This window comes from Hyphomicrobiales bacterium, from assembly GCA_016125495.1.
GTDB lineage: Bacteria > Pseudomonadota > Alphaproteobacteria > Rhizobiales > RI-29 > RI-29.
In genome coordinates this window covers 384,298-400,922 of record WGLQ01000004.1, presented here as the reverse complement: position 1 = coordinate 400,922, position 16,625 = coordinate 384,298, and the positions used below count along the sequence as shown (strand labels likewise).

At 66.1% G+C, this 16,625-nt stretch carries 15 protein-coding genes; 14 read left to right on the top strand and 1 reads right to left on the bottom strand.

The annotated features are described in order from the left end of the window. Positions 1-175 precede the first annotated feature (175 nt). From GC150_04485 to GC150_04455, 7 genes are all read left to right on the top strand, one after another. Complete coding sequence (locus GC150_04485) at positions 176-1,162, top strand: tripartite tricarboxylate transporter substrate binding protein (protein ID MBI1384149.1); 987 nt, start codon at positions 176-178, stop codon at positions 1,160-1,162. Positions 1,163-1,300: 138 nt separating this feature from the next. After that, entirely contained in the window at positions 1,301-1,807 is a 507-nt protein-coding gene (locus tag GC150_04480; protein ID MBI1384148.1) for a tripartite tricarboxylate transporter TctB family protein, read from the top strand. 91 nt (positions 1,808-1,898) lie between these two features. Continuing rightward, positions 1,899-3,419 carry a tripartite tricarboxylate transporter permease gene (locus tag GC150_04475; GenBank protein ID MBI1384147.1) on the top strand — a complete coding sequence of 507 codons (1,521 nt, stop codon included), beginning with the start codon at positions 1,899-1,901 and terminating at the stop codon, positions 3,417-3,419. 312 nt (positions 3,420-3,731) lie between these two features. Continuing rightward, positions 3,732-4,436: an FCD domain-containing protein gene (locus GC150_04470; GenBank protein MBI1384146.1), complete on the top strand. Its 705-nt coding sequence runs from the start codon at positions 3,732-3,734 to the stop codon at positions 4,434-4,436. A 25-nt stretch (positions 4,437-4,461) separates the two neighbouring features. Continuing rightward, positions 4,462-6,210, top strand: a complete 1,749-nt coding sequence (locus GC150_04465; GenBank protein MBI1384145.1) for a thiamine pyrophosphate-binding protein — start codon at positions 4,462-4,464, stop codon at positions 6,208-6,210. Between the two features lie 135 nt (positions 6,211-6,345). After that, positions 6,346-7,626, top strand: coding sequence for a formyl-CoA transferase (gene frc / locus GC150_04460; GenBank protein MBI1384144.1), 1,281 nt, complete (start codon positions 6,346-6,348; stop codon positions 7,624-7,626). 202 nt (positions 7,627-7,828) lie between these two features. Continuing rightward, the gene (locus tag GC150_04455; protein ID MBI1384143.1) at positions 7,829-8,749 is read left to right on the top strand and encodes a methionyl-tRNA formyltransferase; all 921 of its coding nucleotides are present in this window, start codon (positions 7,829-7,831) and stop codon (positions 8,747-8,749) included. Between the two features lie 46 nt (positions 8,750-8,795). Here GC150_04455 and GC150_04450 read toward each other — a convergent pair whose 3' ends face one another. Then, complete coding sequence (locus GC150_04450; protein ID MBI1384142.1) at positions 8,796-9,752, bottom strand: DUF2066 domain-containing protein; 957 nt, start codon at positions 9,750-9,752, stop codon at positions 8,796-8,798. On the opposite strand from GC150_04450, the gene GC150_04445 reads away from it, so the two are divergent. The 7 genes from GC150_04445 to GC150_04415 all read left to right on the top strand — a co-directional run bounded on the left by GC150_04445 (position 9,621) and on the right by GC150_04415 (position 16,621). Next, positions 9,621-10,784: a zinc metalloprotease gene (locus GC150_04445; protein MBI1384141.1), complete on the top strand. Its 1,164-nt coding sequence runs from the start codon at positions 9,621-9,623 to the stop codon at positions 10,782-10,784. The genes GC150_04450 and GC150_04445 overlap by 132 nt on opposite strands. A 74-nt stretch (positions 10,785-10,858) precedes the next feature. After that, entirely contained in the window at positions 10,859-11,692 is an 834-nt protein-coding gene (locus GC150_04440; protein MBI1384140.1) for an RNA methyltransferase, read from the top strand. A 76-nt stretch (positions 11,693-11,768) separates the two neighbouring features. Beyond that, complete coding sequence (locus GC150_04435) at positions 11,769-12,365, top strand: hypothetical protein (protein ID MBI1384139.1); 597 nt, start codon at positions 11,769-11,771, stop codon at positions 12,363-12,365. A 258-nt stretch (positions 12,366-12,623) separates the two neighbouring features. Then, the gene (rpsD, locus tag GC150_04430; protein ID MBI1384138.1) at positions 12,624-13,241 is read left to right on the top strand and encodes a 30S ribosomal protein S4; all 618 of its coding nucleotides are present in this window, start codon (positions 12,624-12,626) and stop codon (positions 13,239-13,241) included. 62 nt (positions 13,242-13,303) lie between these two features. Continuing rightward, entirely contained in the window at positions 13,304-14,314 is a 1,011-nt protein-coding gene (ttcA, locus tag GC150_04425; GenBank protein ID MBI1384137.1) for a tRNA 2-thiocytidine(32) synthetase TtcA, read from the top strand. Continuing rightward, positions 14,314-15,288, top strand: a complete 975-nt coding sequence (locus tag GC150_04420) for an NADPH:quinone reductase (protein MBI1384136.1) — start codon at positions 14,314-14,316, stop codon at positions 15,286-15,288. Before ttcA ends, GC150_04420 begins: the two co-directional genes overlap by 1 nt. Before the next feature lie 136 nt (positions 15,289-15,424). Next, on the top strand, positions 15,425-16,621 hold the full coding sequence (locus tag GC150_04415) for a GNAT family N-acetyltransferase (GenBank protein ID MBI1384135.1): 1,197 nt from the start codon (positions 15,425-15,427) through the stop codon (positions 16,619-16,621). The last annotated feature ends 4 nt before the right edge of the window (positions 16,622-16,625 follow it).

The following is a 16,625-nucleotide window of genomic DNA, read 5'->3' as shown; positions in this document are numbered from 1 at the left end:
TAGGCCGGAGCGCCCGTCCAGCGGCTGTTGTAGATGCCATATGTATGTGGTATACCACCAGCCAATGAAACGGACGTGCCGGCCGGGGCGAAAGCTGCGGGATGGCCACGTAACCGCCGCAAGACTGCGGAACATGGTGACCGTCTTGGATCACCTGTCACCTGGGAGGAGTGGAATGAAATTATCCCGACGACTGTTCAGTGCAGGACTGGCGGCTGGCACGGCCCTCGGGCTCGCCGGCCTCAGCGCAGATGGCGCGAGCGCCTGGGAGCCGCAGAAGCCCGTCGAATTCGTGGTGATGGCCGGCCAGGGTGGTGGCGCCGACAAGCTCGCCCGCTTCATCCAGTCGATCATCGAGAAGAATAATTTCGCCGCCGTGCCGTTCATCCCGATCAACAAGGGTGGCGGATCGGGCGCGGACGCGCTGCGCTATCTCAAGGATAACGCCGGCAATCCGCACATCATCATGGCGACGCTGAACAGCTACTACACAACCCCGCTGCGCAACCCGGGCATCGGCGTCAACATCGAGGAACTGACCCCCGTCGCGCGCCTCGCCGAGGACACCTTCCTGCTCTGGGTCAACGCGGACTCGCCGATCAAGACCCTGGAGGAATATATCGCTGCCGCCAAGACGAAGGGCGAGGGATGGAAAATGGCCGGCACCGGGACCGGTCAGGAGGATTCGCTCGTCACCGGCATGATCGAAAACCGGTTCGGCCTCAAGATGACCTACATCCCCTTCAAGGGCGGCGGGGACGTGGCCAAGCAGCTCGTGGGTGGCCATGCGGATTCGACCGTGAACAATCCCTCCGAGCAGATGGGCTTTTATCAGGCAGGCAAGGCCCGCCCGATCGCGGCTTTCACGCCTGAGCGCATCCCTGGCTTCGACGACGTTCCCACCATGAAGGAACTCGGCCACGACGGCATGACCTACTTCATGCAGCGGTCCGTGGTGATGCCGGGCGGCGTCGGAGACGACGTGCGGGCCTACTATGAAGGCGTGTTCCGCAAAGTCTACGATTCGCCCGAGTGGCAGGACTACTGCAAGAAGCAAGCGCTGCAGTGCGCATGGCTCTCTGGCAACGACCTGCAATCCTACTTCATCTCGTCGCGAGAAGAGCACCGCTCCATGCTGAAGGCGGCTGGCGAAATCCAGTAGCATTCGCTCATAGGACCGAGTGAGACTTTCGGGGCGGCGCACCCGCGTCGCCCCGGATACCGCGAGGCAAGCGCGTCTGCGCGCACGACCGCGGTGACATCCTTCAACCCATCAGAACGATAGCTCGGGGAGGGCACGATGCGTGCGGCCGAACTCGTCATGGCGCTCGTGCTCGGGCTGTTCTCGATCTACCTGATGTACCTCAGCCAAGTGCCGCCGCTGCGAATCGACTGGGTCCCCGACAAGGGTCCGGGAAGCGGCTGGCTGCCGTTCTGGCTGTCGGCGGGGATGCTCGTCTGCTGCATCGTCATCTTCGTTCGCGGCCTGTTGAGAACGACGAACATCACTCGTTCGCGTGCCGCGTTCATGGATGCCTACACGGTGCGCATGGTCGGGATCACGACCCTCTCGATTTTCGCGATGCTGGCGCTGACGCATTGGCTCGGGGCCTATGTCGCGATCACGCTTTTCCTTCTGTTTCAAGTCGGCATCCTCGGGCGCCATTCGATCACAACGACCCTCGCGGTTTCACTGCTGACGCCGGTCGTAATCTTCCTCCTCTTCGAGGGAGGCATGAAAATCCTGCTGCCGAAGGGGATCACGGAGCCGTTCTTCCTGCCGCTCTACAAGATCTTCGTCTACTGAGGCGGGCGGCGGATCGGCCTGCGGCCGGCTGCCCACCCACTCGACGCGCAGCCTGTAAACGGGGCCCGGTGGCCCGCTTGGGGGACGTCAAATGGAGTTGCTCGGCCACCTCATCGACGGCTTCGGCATCGCATTCCAACCGCTCAATCTCGGCCTGATGGCACTCGGCTGCCTGCTGGGGCTTTTCATCGGCGCGATGCCTGGGCTCGGCTCGGTCAACGGCGTCGCCATCCTGTTGCCGATCACCTTCATCGTGCCGCCGACGGCCGCGATCATCTTCCTCGCCGCGATCTACTACGGAGCCATGTACGGCGGCGCGATTTCCTCCATCATGCTCGGCATTCCGGGCGCCTCGACCGCGGTCGCAACGACCTTCGACGGCCGCCCCCTGGCGCTCCAGGGCAAGGCCGACCATGCCCTTGTCGCCGCCGCCGTCGCCTCCTTCGTCGGGGGCACGATCTCGATCGTCCTGTTCACGCTTTTCGCTCCTCCGCTCGCCGACTTCGCGCTGCGCTTCGGCACGCACGAGGAGTTCGCCCTCATGGTGCTCGCCTTCGCGACGTTCGTGGGATTGAGCGGGGACGACATCCCGAAGACGATCTTCATGATCCTCCTCGGCCTCGTGCTGGCCACGGTCGGCCTCGACATCATCTCCGGGCGGCCGCGCCTCATCTTCTTCGACCTGCAGGGCTTCTACAAAGGCATCTCGTTCATCGTGCTCGCCATCGGCATCTACGGGATCGGCGAGATGCTCTGGACGATGGAAACCTCCCGCGGCAAGGCGCAAATGGCCTCGCACACCTACAATTTCGCCCGCTTCCTCGATGCCATGCGCCAGCTGAAGGACTCCGGGCGAACCATGGTGATGAGTTCGTTCCTCGGCTATTTCGTCGGCATCCTGCCCGCCGCCGGCGCGACCCCGGGATCGCTCATGGCCTATGGCCTCACCAAGTCGATGTCGAACGATCCGGACCGCTACGGCAAGGGCGAGGTCAACGGCGTCGTCGCCCCGGAATGCGCCAACAACGCCGCCTCGACCGGCTCGATGCTGCCGATGCTGACGCTCGGCATCCCGGGCTCGCCGACAACGGCGATCCTGCTCGGCGGCATGATCATCTGGGGATTGACGCCGGGCCCCCTGCTGTTCACGACCGAGCCCGAGTTCGTCTGGGGCCTGACGGCGAGCCTCTATGCCGCCAACCTCCTGACGCTCGTTCTCAACCTCGCGCTCATTCCACTCTTCATCTGGGTGCTGCGCACGCCATTTTCGATCCTCGCGCCGATGATCTTCGTGCTCTGCTTCATCGGCGGCTACGCCCCCGACAACCGGATGTTCGACCCCTGGCTCATCCTGCTGTTCGGCGTGGTCGGCTATCTGATGCGCAAGCTCGACTATCCGATGGCGCCGCTTGTGCTGGCGATCGTGCTCGGCCCACTCGCCGAGAATTCGCTCCGCCAGTCGCTGATCGCCGATCGGGGCGACTGGACGACCCTGTTCACGCGCCCCCTCTCGGGCGTGATCTTCCTCTGCGCGATCGCGCTCTTCGTCTACCCGCTGTTCCTCGCGTTCCGGCGTCGGCGCCAGAAAAGCGCTGCCGCCAACGGAGCCTGATCACAATCGAGGGTGCCGGACGGCGATCGCCTCGGTGCAGGACGGTGCGTCCGGTCGGACCTTGCCTGATGCCACGCTATGTGGTGTATGGTATGCCAGTCGCTCGAGTTGCCACGGCACCATGCAACGGCGCGGTGACCGGACCGGTCGTGCGACGCGCGGCGCAGGGGCGTACGAGCGGATGGCGGCGACGACCGGGCGCCGCGCCTCGCCTGGCGAGCGCAGGGCGAACCGTGGCAGGGCGAATAGTGCACGACAATGTCACGCGAGCCCCGTGGGCCGGCGCCGACAGGGATTTTCGAGGCTGATCACATGGCGACCGCACTCGAGTTGAACGTCGTACCCATCGATCAGGGGGCAACCCTCAAGCAGAGGACCTACGAGGCCCTGCGCGCCGCCATCGGGAGTATGAACATCTACCACAAGGACGCCCAACTGCAGCTCGACGAGCGGGAACTTTCAAAGCGCTTCGGGGTCAGCCGCACGCCACTTCGCGAGGCGCTCGGACGGCTCGAGCACGAGGGGTTCGTGCGCACGGTGCCGCGGCGCGGCGTTTTCATCCTGCGCAAATCCAAGCGCGAGATCCTCGAGATGATCACGCTCTGGGCGGCGGTCGAGAGCATGGCTGCCCGCCTCGTCACGCTCGAGGCCAGCGACGAGGAAATCGCCAGCCTGCGCGAGCTGTTCAACCGGTTCCAGAACCAGAGGGTGATGGCCGTCCTCGACGAGTATTCCGACGCCAACATCGCCTTCCATCAGCGGATCCTGAAGCTCTCCAAGTGCGCCATCCTCGAGAGCACGGCGGAAGGGCTCTTCATGCACGTTCGGGCGATCCGCGCGCGCACGATCGGTGACAACGATCGCGCGTCCCGCTCGATCGTCGATCACATCCACATCATCGAAGCCATCGAGCAGCGCGACACCGAACTCGCGGAGCGCCTCGTGCGCGACCACACGCTGAACCTTCGCGCCCACGTCGAGCGCAACCTCGACCTCGACGGCCTGGACAACGACTGAAGCTGCTTGCCAATCGGAGACGACGATGACCAACGGGAGTGCTGGAGTGAAACGCGACACCGCGACTGACACGCTGGCCCAGAAGACCAAGGACGGCAGCGTCATTTCCGGCGGCCATCTCGTCGCCAAGGCCCTCAAGAACGAGGGCGTCGATACGATCTTCACGCTCTGCGGCGGGCACATCATCGACATCTACGATGGCTGCCTCGACGAGGGCATCCGCATCGTCGACGTGCGGCACGAGCAGGTCGCGGCCCATGCCGCCGACGGCTATGCCCGCCAAACAGGCAAGCTCGGCTGCGTCGTGACGACCGCCGGGCCAGGCTGCACGAATGCGGTCACCGGTGTCGCCACCGCGTTTCGCTCGGAAAGCCCGATCCTGCACATCGGCGGCCAGTCCTCGCTGACCCAGCACAAGATGGGCTCGCTGCAGGACCTGCCGCATGTCGACATGATGACGCCGATCACCAAATTCGCGTCCGGCGTCTTTTCCACCGACCGGGTCGCCGACATGATCGCCATGGCGGCGCGGGAGTGCTTCTCCGGCGCCTACGGTCCCTCCTACCTCGAAATCCCCCGCGACGTACTCGACGCCGAGATCCCGATCGAGAAAGCGCGCATCCCGGCGCCCGGCCACTACCGCGCCTCGGTGCGCTCGCTCGGCGATCCGCGTGACATCGAGCGGCTGGCGGACGTGCTCGTCAAGGCCAAGCGCCCGGCCGTGCTGCTCGGCCAGCAGGTCTGGGCCTCGCAGAGCCACAAGGAGGCCGCCGCGTTCGTTCGCGCGCTCGACATCCCGGCCTACATGAACGGTGCCAGCCGCGGCATGCTGCCCAACGACGATCCGCACCATTTCGACCGCACCCGCTCGGAAGCCTTCAAGGATGCCGACGTCATCCTCATCGTCGGCACGCCCTTCGACTTCCGGATGGGCTACGGCAAGCGGATTTCAGCCCCGACGCTCGTGCAGATCGACCTCGACTATCGCACGGTCGGCAAGAACCGCGACATCACGTTCGGTCTTTCGGGCCATCCCGGAACCATCCTTTCGGCGGTGGCGGCGGCCGCCAACAGCCGGCTCGATGCCGGCGCGCGCCAGGAGCGCCTGCAGTGGATGAAGCAGCTGCGAGCCATGGAGGAGAGCAAGCTCGAAAAGCTCATGCCGCTCTTCAAGTCCAACCGCTCGCCGATCCATCCCTACCGGCTCGCATGGGAGATCAACGAATTCCTCGGTGAGGACACCATCTACATCGGCGACGGCGGCGACGTCGTCACCATCTCCGCACAAGCCGTGCGCCCGCGCGCTCCCGGACAATGGATGGACCCCGGCGCGCTCGGCAGCCTCGGCGTCGGCACCGGATTTGCCATGGCCGCCAAGCTCGCCCATCCGGGCAAGGAGGTCATGTGCCTCTTCGGTGACGGCTCGTTCGGCATGACCGCCTTCGACATGGAGACTGCCCAGCGCTTCGGCGCGCCGTTCCTGGCGGTCATCGGCAACAATTCGGCGATGAACCAGATCCGCTATGGCCAGATCGCCAAGTACGGCGCCAATCGTGGCGACATCGGCAACAAGCTCGGCGACGTGGAGTTCTCCAAGTTCGGGCACATGATCGGCGGCTACGGCGAGGAGGTGCGCGAGGCGGACCAGATCGGGCCGGCGCTGCAGAGGGCGCGCGAGGCGATCGCCAAGTCCGGCAAGTGCGCGGTCGTCAACGTCTGGATCGACCCGAACGAATACGCACCGGGGACGAAAAATCAAACCATGTACAAGTAGCGGGCCGAACGCCTTGCCGGCAGCGGCCGGCGGGGCGCCGGCTTTCGCCCGAAGCAGCGATCACCGGGTGGCCCGGAGGGGCGGGCACCGGGTTTACGCTCCCCATCAGGCGAGCGACGAGCAGGAGCACAGCAAATGACCACCAAAGCCCTCGAGGGGGTCCGCATCCTCGATTTCACGCATGTCCAGTCGGGCCCGACGTGCACGCAGCTTCTGGGTTGGCTCGGGGCCGACGTCATCAAGGTCGAGCGGCCGGGCGAGGGTGACGCGACGCGCAAGCAGCTCGTCGACGTGCCGGGCGCCGACAGCCTCTACTTCACCATGCTGAACCACAACAAGCGCTCCATCACCGTCAATACCAAGACGAAGGAGGGCAAGGAGGTTCTCGAACGGCTCGTCAAGACATGTGACGTGCTGGTCGAGAATTTCGCTCCAGGAGCGCTCGACCGGATGGGCTTTTCCTGGGAACGCATCCAGGAGCTCAATCCGCGGATGATCATGGCCTCGGTCAAGGGATTCGGTCCCGGCAAGTACGAGGACTGCAAGGTCTACGAGAATGTCGCGCAGTGTGCCGGCGGGGCCGCGTCGACGACCGGTTTCCGGGATGGACCGCCGCTCGTCACCGGCGCGCAGATCGGCGATTCCGGCACGGGTCTCCACCTCGCCCTCGGCATCGTGGCCGCGCTCTTCCAGCGCGAGGCGAGTGGACGAGGCCAGCGCGTGCTCGCACCGATGCAGGACGGCGTGCTCAACCTCTGCCGCGTCAAGCTGCGCGACCAGCAGCGCATCGAGAAGGGGCCGCTCAAGGAGTACTCCCAGTTCGGCGAGGGCGTGCCGTTCGGCGATGCGGTGCCCCGGGCCGGCAACGACTCGGGCGGCGGCCAGCCGGGCCGAATCCTGAAATGCAAGGGTTGGGAAACCGACCCGAACGCCTACACCTATTTCATCACCCAGGCCGCCGTTTGGGAAAAGGTTTGCGACGTCATCGGCGAACCCGAGTGGAAGACCAAGCCCGGCTACGCCAAGCCGCACGAGAGGCTCGACAAGCTCAACGAAATCTTCGCGCGCATCGAGCAGTGGACGATGACCAAGACCAAGTTCGAGGTCATGGACATCTGCAACCCCCTCGACATTCCAGTCGGCCCGATCCTTTCAATGAAGGAGATCGCCGAGGACGAGGGACTTCGCGCCACCGGCACGATCGTGGAGGTCGACCATCCCGAGCGCGGAAAATACCTCTCCGTCGGTTGCCCGATCAAGATGTCCGACAGCCCTGTCGAGGTGACGCGCTCGCCGCTGCTCGGCGAGCATACCGATGAAATCCTCACCCAGGTGCTCGGTTATTCCAGCGAGGACGTGGCACGCCTGCGGGAAGCGGGAGCGACGCACGTTGCCGCACGCGCGGCGGCCGAATAGGGCCGCGCCAGTTACAGCCGGGGCGCTCGGGGGGGCAGCCCTGGCAAGGCCGGCTGCCGACGGTGACATGTAGACCGAAGGCAGCCGGCAGTTCTCCAGGGGGCGCGCTCCGGCGCCCGCTCCCGACACACGGATAGGCAGGGGTGCGTCCCACCCGCCCCGGGCGGGAACGAGGGCGACTCGTCAGGACGGAGGAGCGCGCATGCGAATCGTAGTGCACGGACAGCAGGCCTTCGGCAAGGCGGTGCTCGAGCGACTGCTCGATAGGGGGGAAAATGTCGTCGGGGTGTTCGGCGCACCCGACAAGGAGGGCCGGCCCCGCGACCCGCTTGCGGCCTATGCAGCGGAAAAAGGGCTGCCAGTGCATCAACCGAAGTCCTGGCGGACACCCGAGGCCGAGGCGCTCATCCGCTCGTTCGATGCGGACGTTTGCATGATGGCCTACGTTCTGCTGTTCGTGCCGGAGAACATCCGCAACGCGCCGCGTCTCGGCTCCTTCCAATACCATCCCTCACTGCTGCCGATGCACCGGGGGCCGTCCTCGATCAACTGGCCAATCGCCAAGGGAGCGAAACGCACGGGCCTCACCATCTTCTGGCCGGACGACGGTCTCGACGAAGGCCCCATCCTCTTGCAGAAGGAGTGCGAGATCGGGCCGGACGAAACGCTCGGGGACGTCTATTTCAAGAAGCTCTTTCCGATGGGCGTCGATGCGATGATCGAAGCGCTCGACCTCGTGAAGGCCGGCAGCGCGCCGCGCATCGTCCAGGACCTTTCGAAGGGCAGCTACGAATCCTGGTTCGGGCGCGACGAGGCCAAGATCGACTGGTCCCGGCCGGCGAACGAAATCTACGATCTCATTCGTGCGGGCAACCCGCAGCCGGGAACCTGGACCACGTGGAAGGGCGAGACGCTGCAAGTCTTCGACAGCGCGCGGATCGAGGGTGAGACGGGCGGGGCACCCGGCGAGGTGCTTTCCGTTTCGAACGAAGGCATCCGCGTCGCGGCGTCGGGCGGGGCGGTCCTCATGAAGCGTGTCCGTTTCGGCAAGGGGGAGAAGTCCCCGGCGGGTGACGTGGCGGGCGCGGCCGGCATCGCGGTCGGAGCGCGGCTCGGCTCCTGAGGCCGGCTGACGCCCTGAGAATCCTTCGCCCCGCGCCGACGCGCCTTCAGCGCCGGTCGCGTTCGGCGAGCGCGGCGGCAATCCGCCAGGCCATCGCCTCGATGGCACGGTCGTAGGTGGTCGGCTCCAGTTCGAAGCCCTGCTCGTGGCCGGCGACCTCGACCTTCCATGCCGTCCGCCAGTAGCCGTCCGGCGTCACCGACATGTGGCCTATGACCAGACCGTCGGCTCCGCCGAGACCCATGACGTCGCTCTCGGGTGGCGGCAGCAGGGCGATGCCGGTCCGGGTCCCGACACTGGCCATGACCTCTCGCTGCCCCCATCCGAGGCGCGATGTCTCGGTGACGATGAACGTCGCCGCGCCATCGACGACCGTGAGGCGCACCCGGAGGCGGGGCCGGGCCCCGAGCCAGGCGCGCCTGCCATGGCGCGCGAGGAGTGCCTCGACGGCATCCGGCGTGAATTCGACCGAGAGTTCGAACGAGCGATCACGCGTGCCTTGCTCGTCGGAAATCTGGATGCCCTCCTTGCGATCGCGATAGTGACGCTCGGCGACCATCGCCTCGAGCGCGGCAGCGTCCAGCGGATCGGCGAGGGCGCCGGCCGCCGGATCGCCAACGAGGCGGGCCAAAACCTCGGCGAGCACGGACCTCGTGCCACGCTCGCGCTCGGCGAGATTGTCGCGTCCGGTCACGATGGTCATGCCGCCATGCAGCGAGCCTGGACCGCTGGCTCGACCTGCCCCAACGGTGGCGATCAGTGCGACGATGAGCGCCACGCCCCCGATGGCGGCCCGTAACACTGTCCGACCGCGGAACTTGCCCATTGGCGTGGCTCCCCCTAGGCTCGTGCTCAACGTTCCGGGATCGTGATGGATCGGGCGGGACGACCGGGCCCGTCGCGCTCTCGCTGCTCCATATCGATGCGGAGCAATGCCGCTCGCGTGCCGTCGTGGCATACTACTCGTCGTCCCTCGCACAGGTCGATCCCCATGAAGAGCCATCTCACCCGTCGTCGCTTCCTCGTCTCCTGCGCGTCCTGCGCGGTCACCGCAGGCGTGGTGCCTGCCAGCGCCCAGGTCACATCGTTCACCTTCGGTGGGCGAACCTTCGCCAGTCAGCAGGCGTTCGTGGCGGCAGGGCGGCGCTGCGGCACGCCAACGCCGACCGCCGAAGTCGCCAAGGCCGTCGTGCAGCGTGCCGAAGGTCTCGTGCAGCAGCAGTCCGGCGTCTTCGCCAATGCCAAGTTCGTCGTGCCGTGCCGGTTCAACGTCATTCACAACGGTACGGACGGACGCGTGACCGAGGCGCGAGTCGCCGAGCAGGTCGCAGTCATGAACAAGGACTTCGAAGGTTCCAGCTTCACGTTCCGGCTCGACCGGATCGAGTATGTCGAGCAGGCCGAGTGGTTCAATCTGGACTTCGGCTCGGAGGCCGAGGCGGCAGCCAAGTCGTCACTGGTCCGCGACCCGGAATCCATCCTCAACATCTATACGGGCAGCAACAGCGAATCCCTGCTCGGCTTTGCCACATTCCCCTGGGAACTCGCCGAGACCCCACTGCGTGACGGTGTCGTGCTGCATTACGATACGCTTCCCGGCGGGCCGGCGCCCTATGGGCTCGGCAAGACCGCGACGCACGAGATCGGCCACTGGCTCGGACTGCACCACACCTTCGCCTTCGGCTGCGACGGGCTCGGCGATCAGATCGACGACACGCCGTTCGAGGCCGAGCCGACCACCGGTTGCCCGACCGAGCGCGACAGCTGCCCGCACCGGCCGGGCAGTGACTCCATCACCAACTTCATGAACTATTCGGACGATGCCTGCCTTCGTGTGTTCTCGCCCGCCCAGGTCACGCGGATGCGCCAGCTGAGCCTCGTGTTCCGGCCCAAGCTGCTGGTGGCCGACGGTGGCGGCGGCTATTCGCCCGTACCGCCCAGCACGCCGCCCGCCGACGTTCCGGCGAACACGCCGATCGAACCCAAGCCCAACCTCAACTCATCCGACGCGATCAACAACATCCTCAACCAGTAGATCGACCTCGCCAGCGCCGGTCCCAACATGGGACCGGCTTTCCCTCCAATGCGAGGCCATCTATAGCAGCGTGCATGACCGAACCGTGCCCGCCCGCCGGCACGCCTGCGCCCGAAGGGCGTGGCGATGCCCCCACCACCCCGGACATCATCCTCGTTCGCCCGCAGCTCGGCGACAACATTGGCGCGGCGGCTCGCGCGATGGCCAACTTCGGCCTCGAGCGACTCTCGCTGGTTTCGCCGCGGGACGGCTGGCCGAATGAACTCGCACGCCGCGCGGCGTCGGGAGCCGACTCGATCGTCGACGGGGCCAGCCTGCACGCCGATGTCGCCGGCGCCGTCGGCAATCTCAATTACGTCGTGGCAACGACCGCAAGGCCCCGCGACATGGCCAAGCCCGTGCTCGACCTCGAGGAGGCGGCGCTGGCCTTGCGCTCGCGGATCCTCGCGGGTCAGCGGGTCGGTGTGTTGTTCGGTCCCGAGCGGACCGGCCTCGAGAACGACGAGGTGGCAATCGCCGATTCCATCGTCATGGCCCCGGTCAATCCGCGCTTCGCTTCCATCAACCTTGCCCAGACCGTGTTGCTCATCGGCTACGAATGGCGGAAACTGGTGGATGGTGAAGGGCTCGGCCGGCACACCACTTTCGATGGCATCGTGGGCTCCGGGCCGCGCCTCAGGGGCTCTCCGCCGGCGACCCGCCAAGAGCTCCTCGGCTTCTTCGGTCACATCGAGGGGGAACTCGACAAGAGCGGCTTCTTCAAGCCGCCGGAGAAGCGGGCCAGCATGGTGCGCAACCTCAGAAGCATGTTCGCGCGCATGGAACCGAGCGAACAGGAAGTGCGCACACTGCGTGGCATTGTCGCATCGTTAACAGGTGCGCATCTGCGTCGCCGGCCGACGCCATAGTTATGCCCTCTTTTGCCCTTGCTCTCCGGCCGCTCGGTGATAGCGTGGCCGGCAACGACGGACAGGGGCGGAGTTCATGTCGAATAAGCGTGCGATAACGCTGCGGGCGGCGGCGTATGCGGGGGCCTTCGCCGCATTGTTGGGGGCGTCCACCGCGGCCTCCAGCACTGCCGTGGCCCAGGAGCTGAGCGACCGCTCGGTCAATGTGCTGATGACCTATGCGTGGTCGATCCTGCCCTCGAAGTTCACCGCCCCGACGGGCAAGGTGATCATCGTGGACAAGTCCAAGCGCGACGAGAACATGGTGCCGGTCGATGCCGCGCGGCGCATCATCAAGGTGGCGCGGCTCTCGGCGCATGCGCAAATCTGCAATCTGCCGGAAGCGCAGGCCGCCAACTTCCAGACCATGATGCGGGCCGAGAGCGTCGAGAACAAGTGGACAGACCAGCAGATGCTCTACATCAGCCAGCTGCATCTGTTCACCGTGATGTGGCTCACCGGCAACGTGAAGCTGGTCGATCGGAACGGCGACAAGGAAGTGCAGCTCAACGAGAGCTCCAGCGAACTGCAGGAGCGCACCTGCACCGAGGAAGAGCGCCAGGAGATCTTGCGCCTCATCAAGGAAAACGTCTGCAAGGCCGACCCCAAGCACATCATCGGCTGCACGAGCTGAGGCGCCTCGAGGGCCGAGGGCGCCCGTTGCCATCGCCGGGGCTCGAGCGTTCCGTGCGCAGCGTTTGACAGCGCCGCCGTTCTCGACGATAAGAGCTTTCAGGCGGGCCCGTTTGGGCCCGTCTCGCATTGCGTATCCGCGCCTGCGGGCCTTCGAGCCGGCAGGCTGTCGGGGTGGAAAACCGCCCAGAGGAGGACGCGCTTCATAACCGGTCCGTGGGCCAAGGCCTGCGGCCTTCCTTCTTTTTTGGAGCGACACATGACCAAGCGCATCAGCGCAAAGCACAAGATCGACCGCCGACTCGGCGAAAACATCTGGGGTCGGCCGAAGAGCCCGTTCAACAAGCGCCAGAACGGTCCGGGTCAGCACGGCGCTCGGCGCAAGAGCAAGCTCTCGGACTTCGGCGTGCAGCTGCGCGCCAAGCAGAAGCTCAAAGGCTACTACGCGAGCATCACGGAAAAGCAGTTCAAGTCCATCTACCGCGAGGCAGCGCGTCTCAAGGGCGACACGTCCGAGAACCTGATCGGCCTGCTCGAGCGCCGGCTCGATGCCGTCGTCTATCGCGCCAAGTTCGTGCCGACGGTGTTCGCCGCGCGCCAGTTCGTCAACCACGGGCACGTCAAAGTGAACGGACGGCGCGTCAACATCCCGAGCTACCGCTGCCGTGTCGGTGACGTCATCGAGATCAAGGAAGCGTCCCGCCAGCTCGGTCTGGTGCTCGAAGCCGTGCAGTCGGGCGAGCGCGACGTGCCGGACTATCTGGAGGTCGACCATCAGAAGCTGTCGTGCCGCATCGTGCGCACGCCGCAGCTCGCCGAGGTGCCCTATCCGGTGATGATGGAACCGAACCTCGTCGTCGAGTTCTACTCGCGCTGACCGATCGGACCCGCGCTCTTGCCATTGGCCGGAGCGCGGTCGCCGTCGGCGGGGAGAAGGCCATGGACCGCCGGGACTGTAACGCGCCCGCCGCCGTCAGGAATGCCTTCGATCCGATCGAACCGAAGCCGCAAGCCGATACGGCCGGCGGCCACTCCCTGTTTTCCGATACGCCCGACAGCGTCGGTTTCAAGAAGCTGCGCAAGCGCCTCGTACGTCAGACGCGCCAGGCGATCGAGGACTACGCCATGCTCGCGCCGCTCGCCGGGCGCGCGAGCGGCGCCCCGGAGCCTGCTCGGCGGCGTCGGCGGGCTCGCTGGCTCGTTTGTCTTTCAGGGGGCAAGGACAGCTACACACTGCTCGCGGTGCTCCTCGACTTGCAGTGGCAAGGCCTTCTCGACGCCGATCTCGTTGCCTGCAACCTCGACCAGGGCCAGCCGCATTTCCCCGCGAACGTCCTGCCGGAGTTCCTCGAGCGACATGGCATCGCACACCGCATCGAGCGGCGGGACACCTATTCCGTCGTCACCGCCAAGGTGCCGCAGGGCCAGACCTATTGCGCGCTCTGCTCGCGGCTAAGGCGAGCCAATCTCTACCGCATCGCGCGCGAGGAGGACTGTGATGCCGTCGTGCTCGGGCATCACCGCGAGGATATCCTCGAGACGTTCCTGCTCAATCTCTTTCACGGTGGTCGTCTCGAGACGATGCCGCCGCGCCTCGTCAACGACGAGGGCGATCTGCTGGTGCTGCGCCCGCTCGCGCTCTGCAGTGAAGCCGATATCGCGCGGTTCGCCGAGGCGATGCGCTTCCCCATCATTCCATGCGATCTCTGCGGTTCACAGGACGGATTGCAGCGCAACGCCATGAAGGCGATGCTGGCGTCCTGGGAACGCGAGTTCCCGGGGCGAAAGCAGACGATGCTGCGGGCGCTCGCCAATGTCAGGCCGTCGCACCTGCTCGATCACGCACTGCTCCAGGCCGTGACGCGAGGCGCGCTGGCGACATCGGATCGCGCGACGGCAACGGACCGGATGGTCGACCCATCCCTTGCCAACCCAACGGAGAATACATGATGGAACAGGCGATCGTCATCGAGGCCTTCGGTGGGCCGGAGCAAATGCGGCTGCGTGACGTGGCGGTCGGCGAACCCGGTCCAGGCGAGGTTCGCATCCGGCATGGCGCGATCGGCCTCAACTACATCGACGTCTATCATCGCAGCGGCCTCTATCCGCTCACCCTGCCCCACGGCATCGGCATGGAGGGAGCCGGCACCATCGAGGCGGTCGGTGCGGGTGTGGAGCACCTCGTTCCCGGAGACCGGGCCGCCTATGCGGCCAATCCTCCGGGGGCCTATGCGAGCGCGCGCGTGATGCCGGCCAAGCAGGTCTGCCGCCTGCCCGCCTCGATCAGTTTCGAGGAAGGCGCGGCGATGATGCTGCAGGGGCTGACGACGCAGTACCTTTTCCGGCGCACGGCACGGCTCGAAGCCGGCGACACCGTGCTCTTTCATGCTGCCGCCGGTGGCGTTGGCCTCATCGCCTGCCAGTGGGCCCGCGCCATGGGGGTGAACCTCATCGGCACGGCGGGAAGTGACGAGAAATGCGCGCGCGCCAAGGCGGCCGGCGCGGCTCACGTCATCAATTACCGAACGGAGAATTTCGTCGAGCGCGTTCGCGAGATCACCGGCGGCAAGGGCGTCAAGGTCGTCATGGACTCGGTCGGCAAGGATACCTGGGACGGCTCGCTCGATTGCCTTGCCCCGTTCGGCCTGATGATCAGCTTCGGCAATGCCTCGGGCAAGGTGGCGCCATTCGACGTCGGTGTGCTCGCGGCCAAGGGCTCGCTCTATCTGACGCGGCCGACCCTCTTCACTCACATCGCGACGCGCGAGCGCTGCCAGGAAATGGCGGACGACCTTTTCGCGATGGTGACGTCGGGCAAGGTGCGGATCGAGATCGGCAAGCGGCATCCGCTCTCGGCGGCGCCCGAGGCGCACCGCGAACTGGAGGCGCGCGCGACGACCGGGGCAACGATCCTGCTTCCCTGAAGTCGCGGCCCGGTGCCGGTGCGGGCGCGCTGACACAATTTGTGAGCGGCCCCACCCTCCACGACACTTGCAGCGGCTCCCGCGCGCCACTAATTAGCGGCGTCACATCCACCGCCCCTTCGGGCCAAGGCCGACAATGGCAAGCGCCGTCGCTATCGAACAGCGCCAATCAGGCCTCGCGGCCACACCGGACATTGCGATACGACGGGCCGTGGCCGGAGACGTCGACCATCTCGTCGCCCTCGAGAATGTCTCCTTTTCCAGCGACCGGGTTTCCCGCCGCAGCTTCCAGAGCTTCGTTACCTCCCCGTCGGCACTCCTCCTCGTGGCGGTCGAATCTCACGAGCCGGGAACGACCGTCGCTGGCGCAACCGCCGGCACCCTCCTCGGCTACGCACTTTGCCTTTTTCGACGTGGAACCGGCTCGGCCCGGCTCTATTCCATCGCGACGGCGGCGAGCGCGCGAGGGCGCGGCGTTGCCCGCGCACTGCTCGGCGAGATGGAAAACGCACTCCTCGAGCTCGACCGGCACGTGCTGCGCCTCGAGGTCGATCCCGACAACACGCCGGCGATCACACTCTATCGATCCCTGGGGTTTCGCCCGCTCATGCATCTGCCGCACTACTACGCCGACGGCTCGGACGCGGTGCGAATGTCGAAACGGCTCTCGGGCGAACCGCCGGCCGCCGACCGCGTGCCCCGATACTGGCCGCAGACCACCGATTTCACATGCGGGCCCGCCTGCCTGATGATGGCGCTGTCGCGCCTTTCACCCGGTTACGAGCCGAGCGCGCTGGACGAAATCGCGCTCTGGAAGGTGGCGACGACGGTCTACATGGCGCGCGGAATCGGGGGCTGCGAGCCGGTCGGCATCGCTGTCGCGGCCGCGGAACGGGGTTTGGCGGCCGAACTTCACGTCAGCACCGACGGGCCGCACCTCCTGCAGACGGTGCGCGACGAGCGTAAGCGGCGCGTCATGCAGCTCGCGCAGGAAGACCTCGCGGTGCGCGCCGAGAAACTCGCAATCCCCGTCCACCGTCGTCGCCTCTCGATCGCGGAACTGCGCCTGGCGATCGACGACGGCGCGCTGGCGGCGCTGCTCATCTCGGGCCATCGCATGCTGGCCGAGCGTTTGCCGCACTGGGTGCTTGCCTATGCGTGCAACAAGGGCCATGTGTTCGTGCACGATCCGTTCGTCGATGCCGAGAAGGACGAGACCGCGCTCGACGCCGTCTCCGTGCCGGTGCCGGACGATGAACTCGAGCGCATGTGGCGCCACGGTCGCAACAATCTGCGCGCCGCGGTTATCTTTCGCAATCTCATCGCAACCTAGCCGG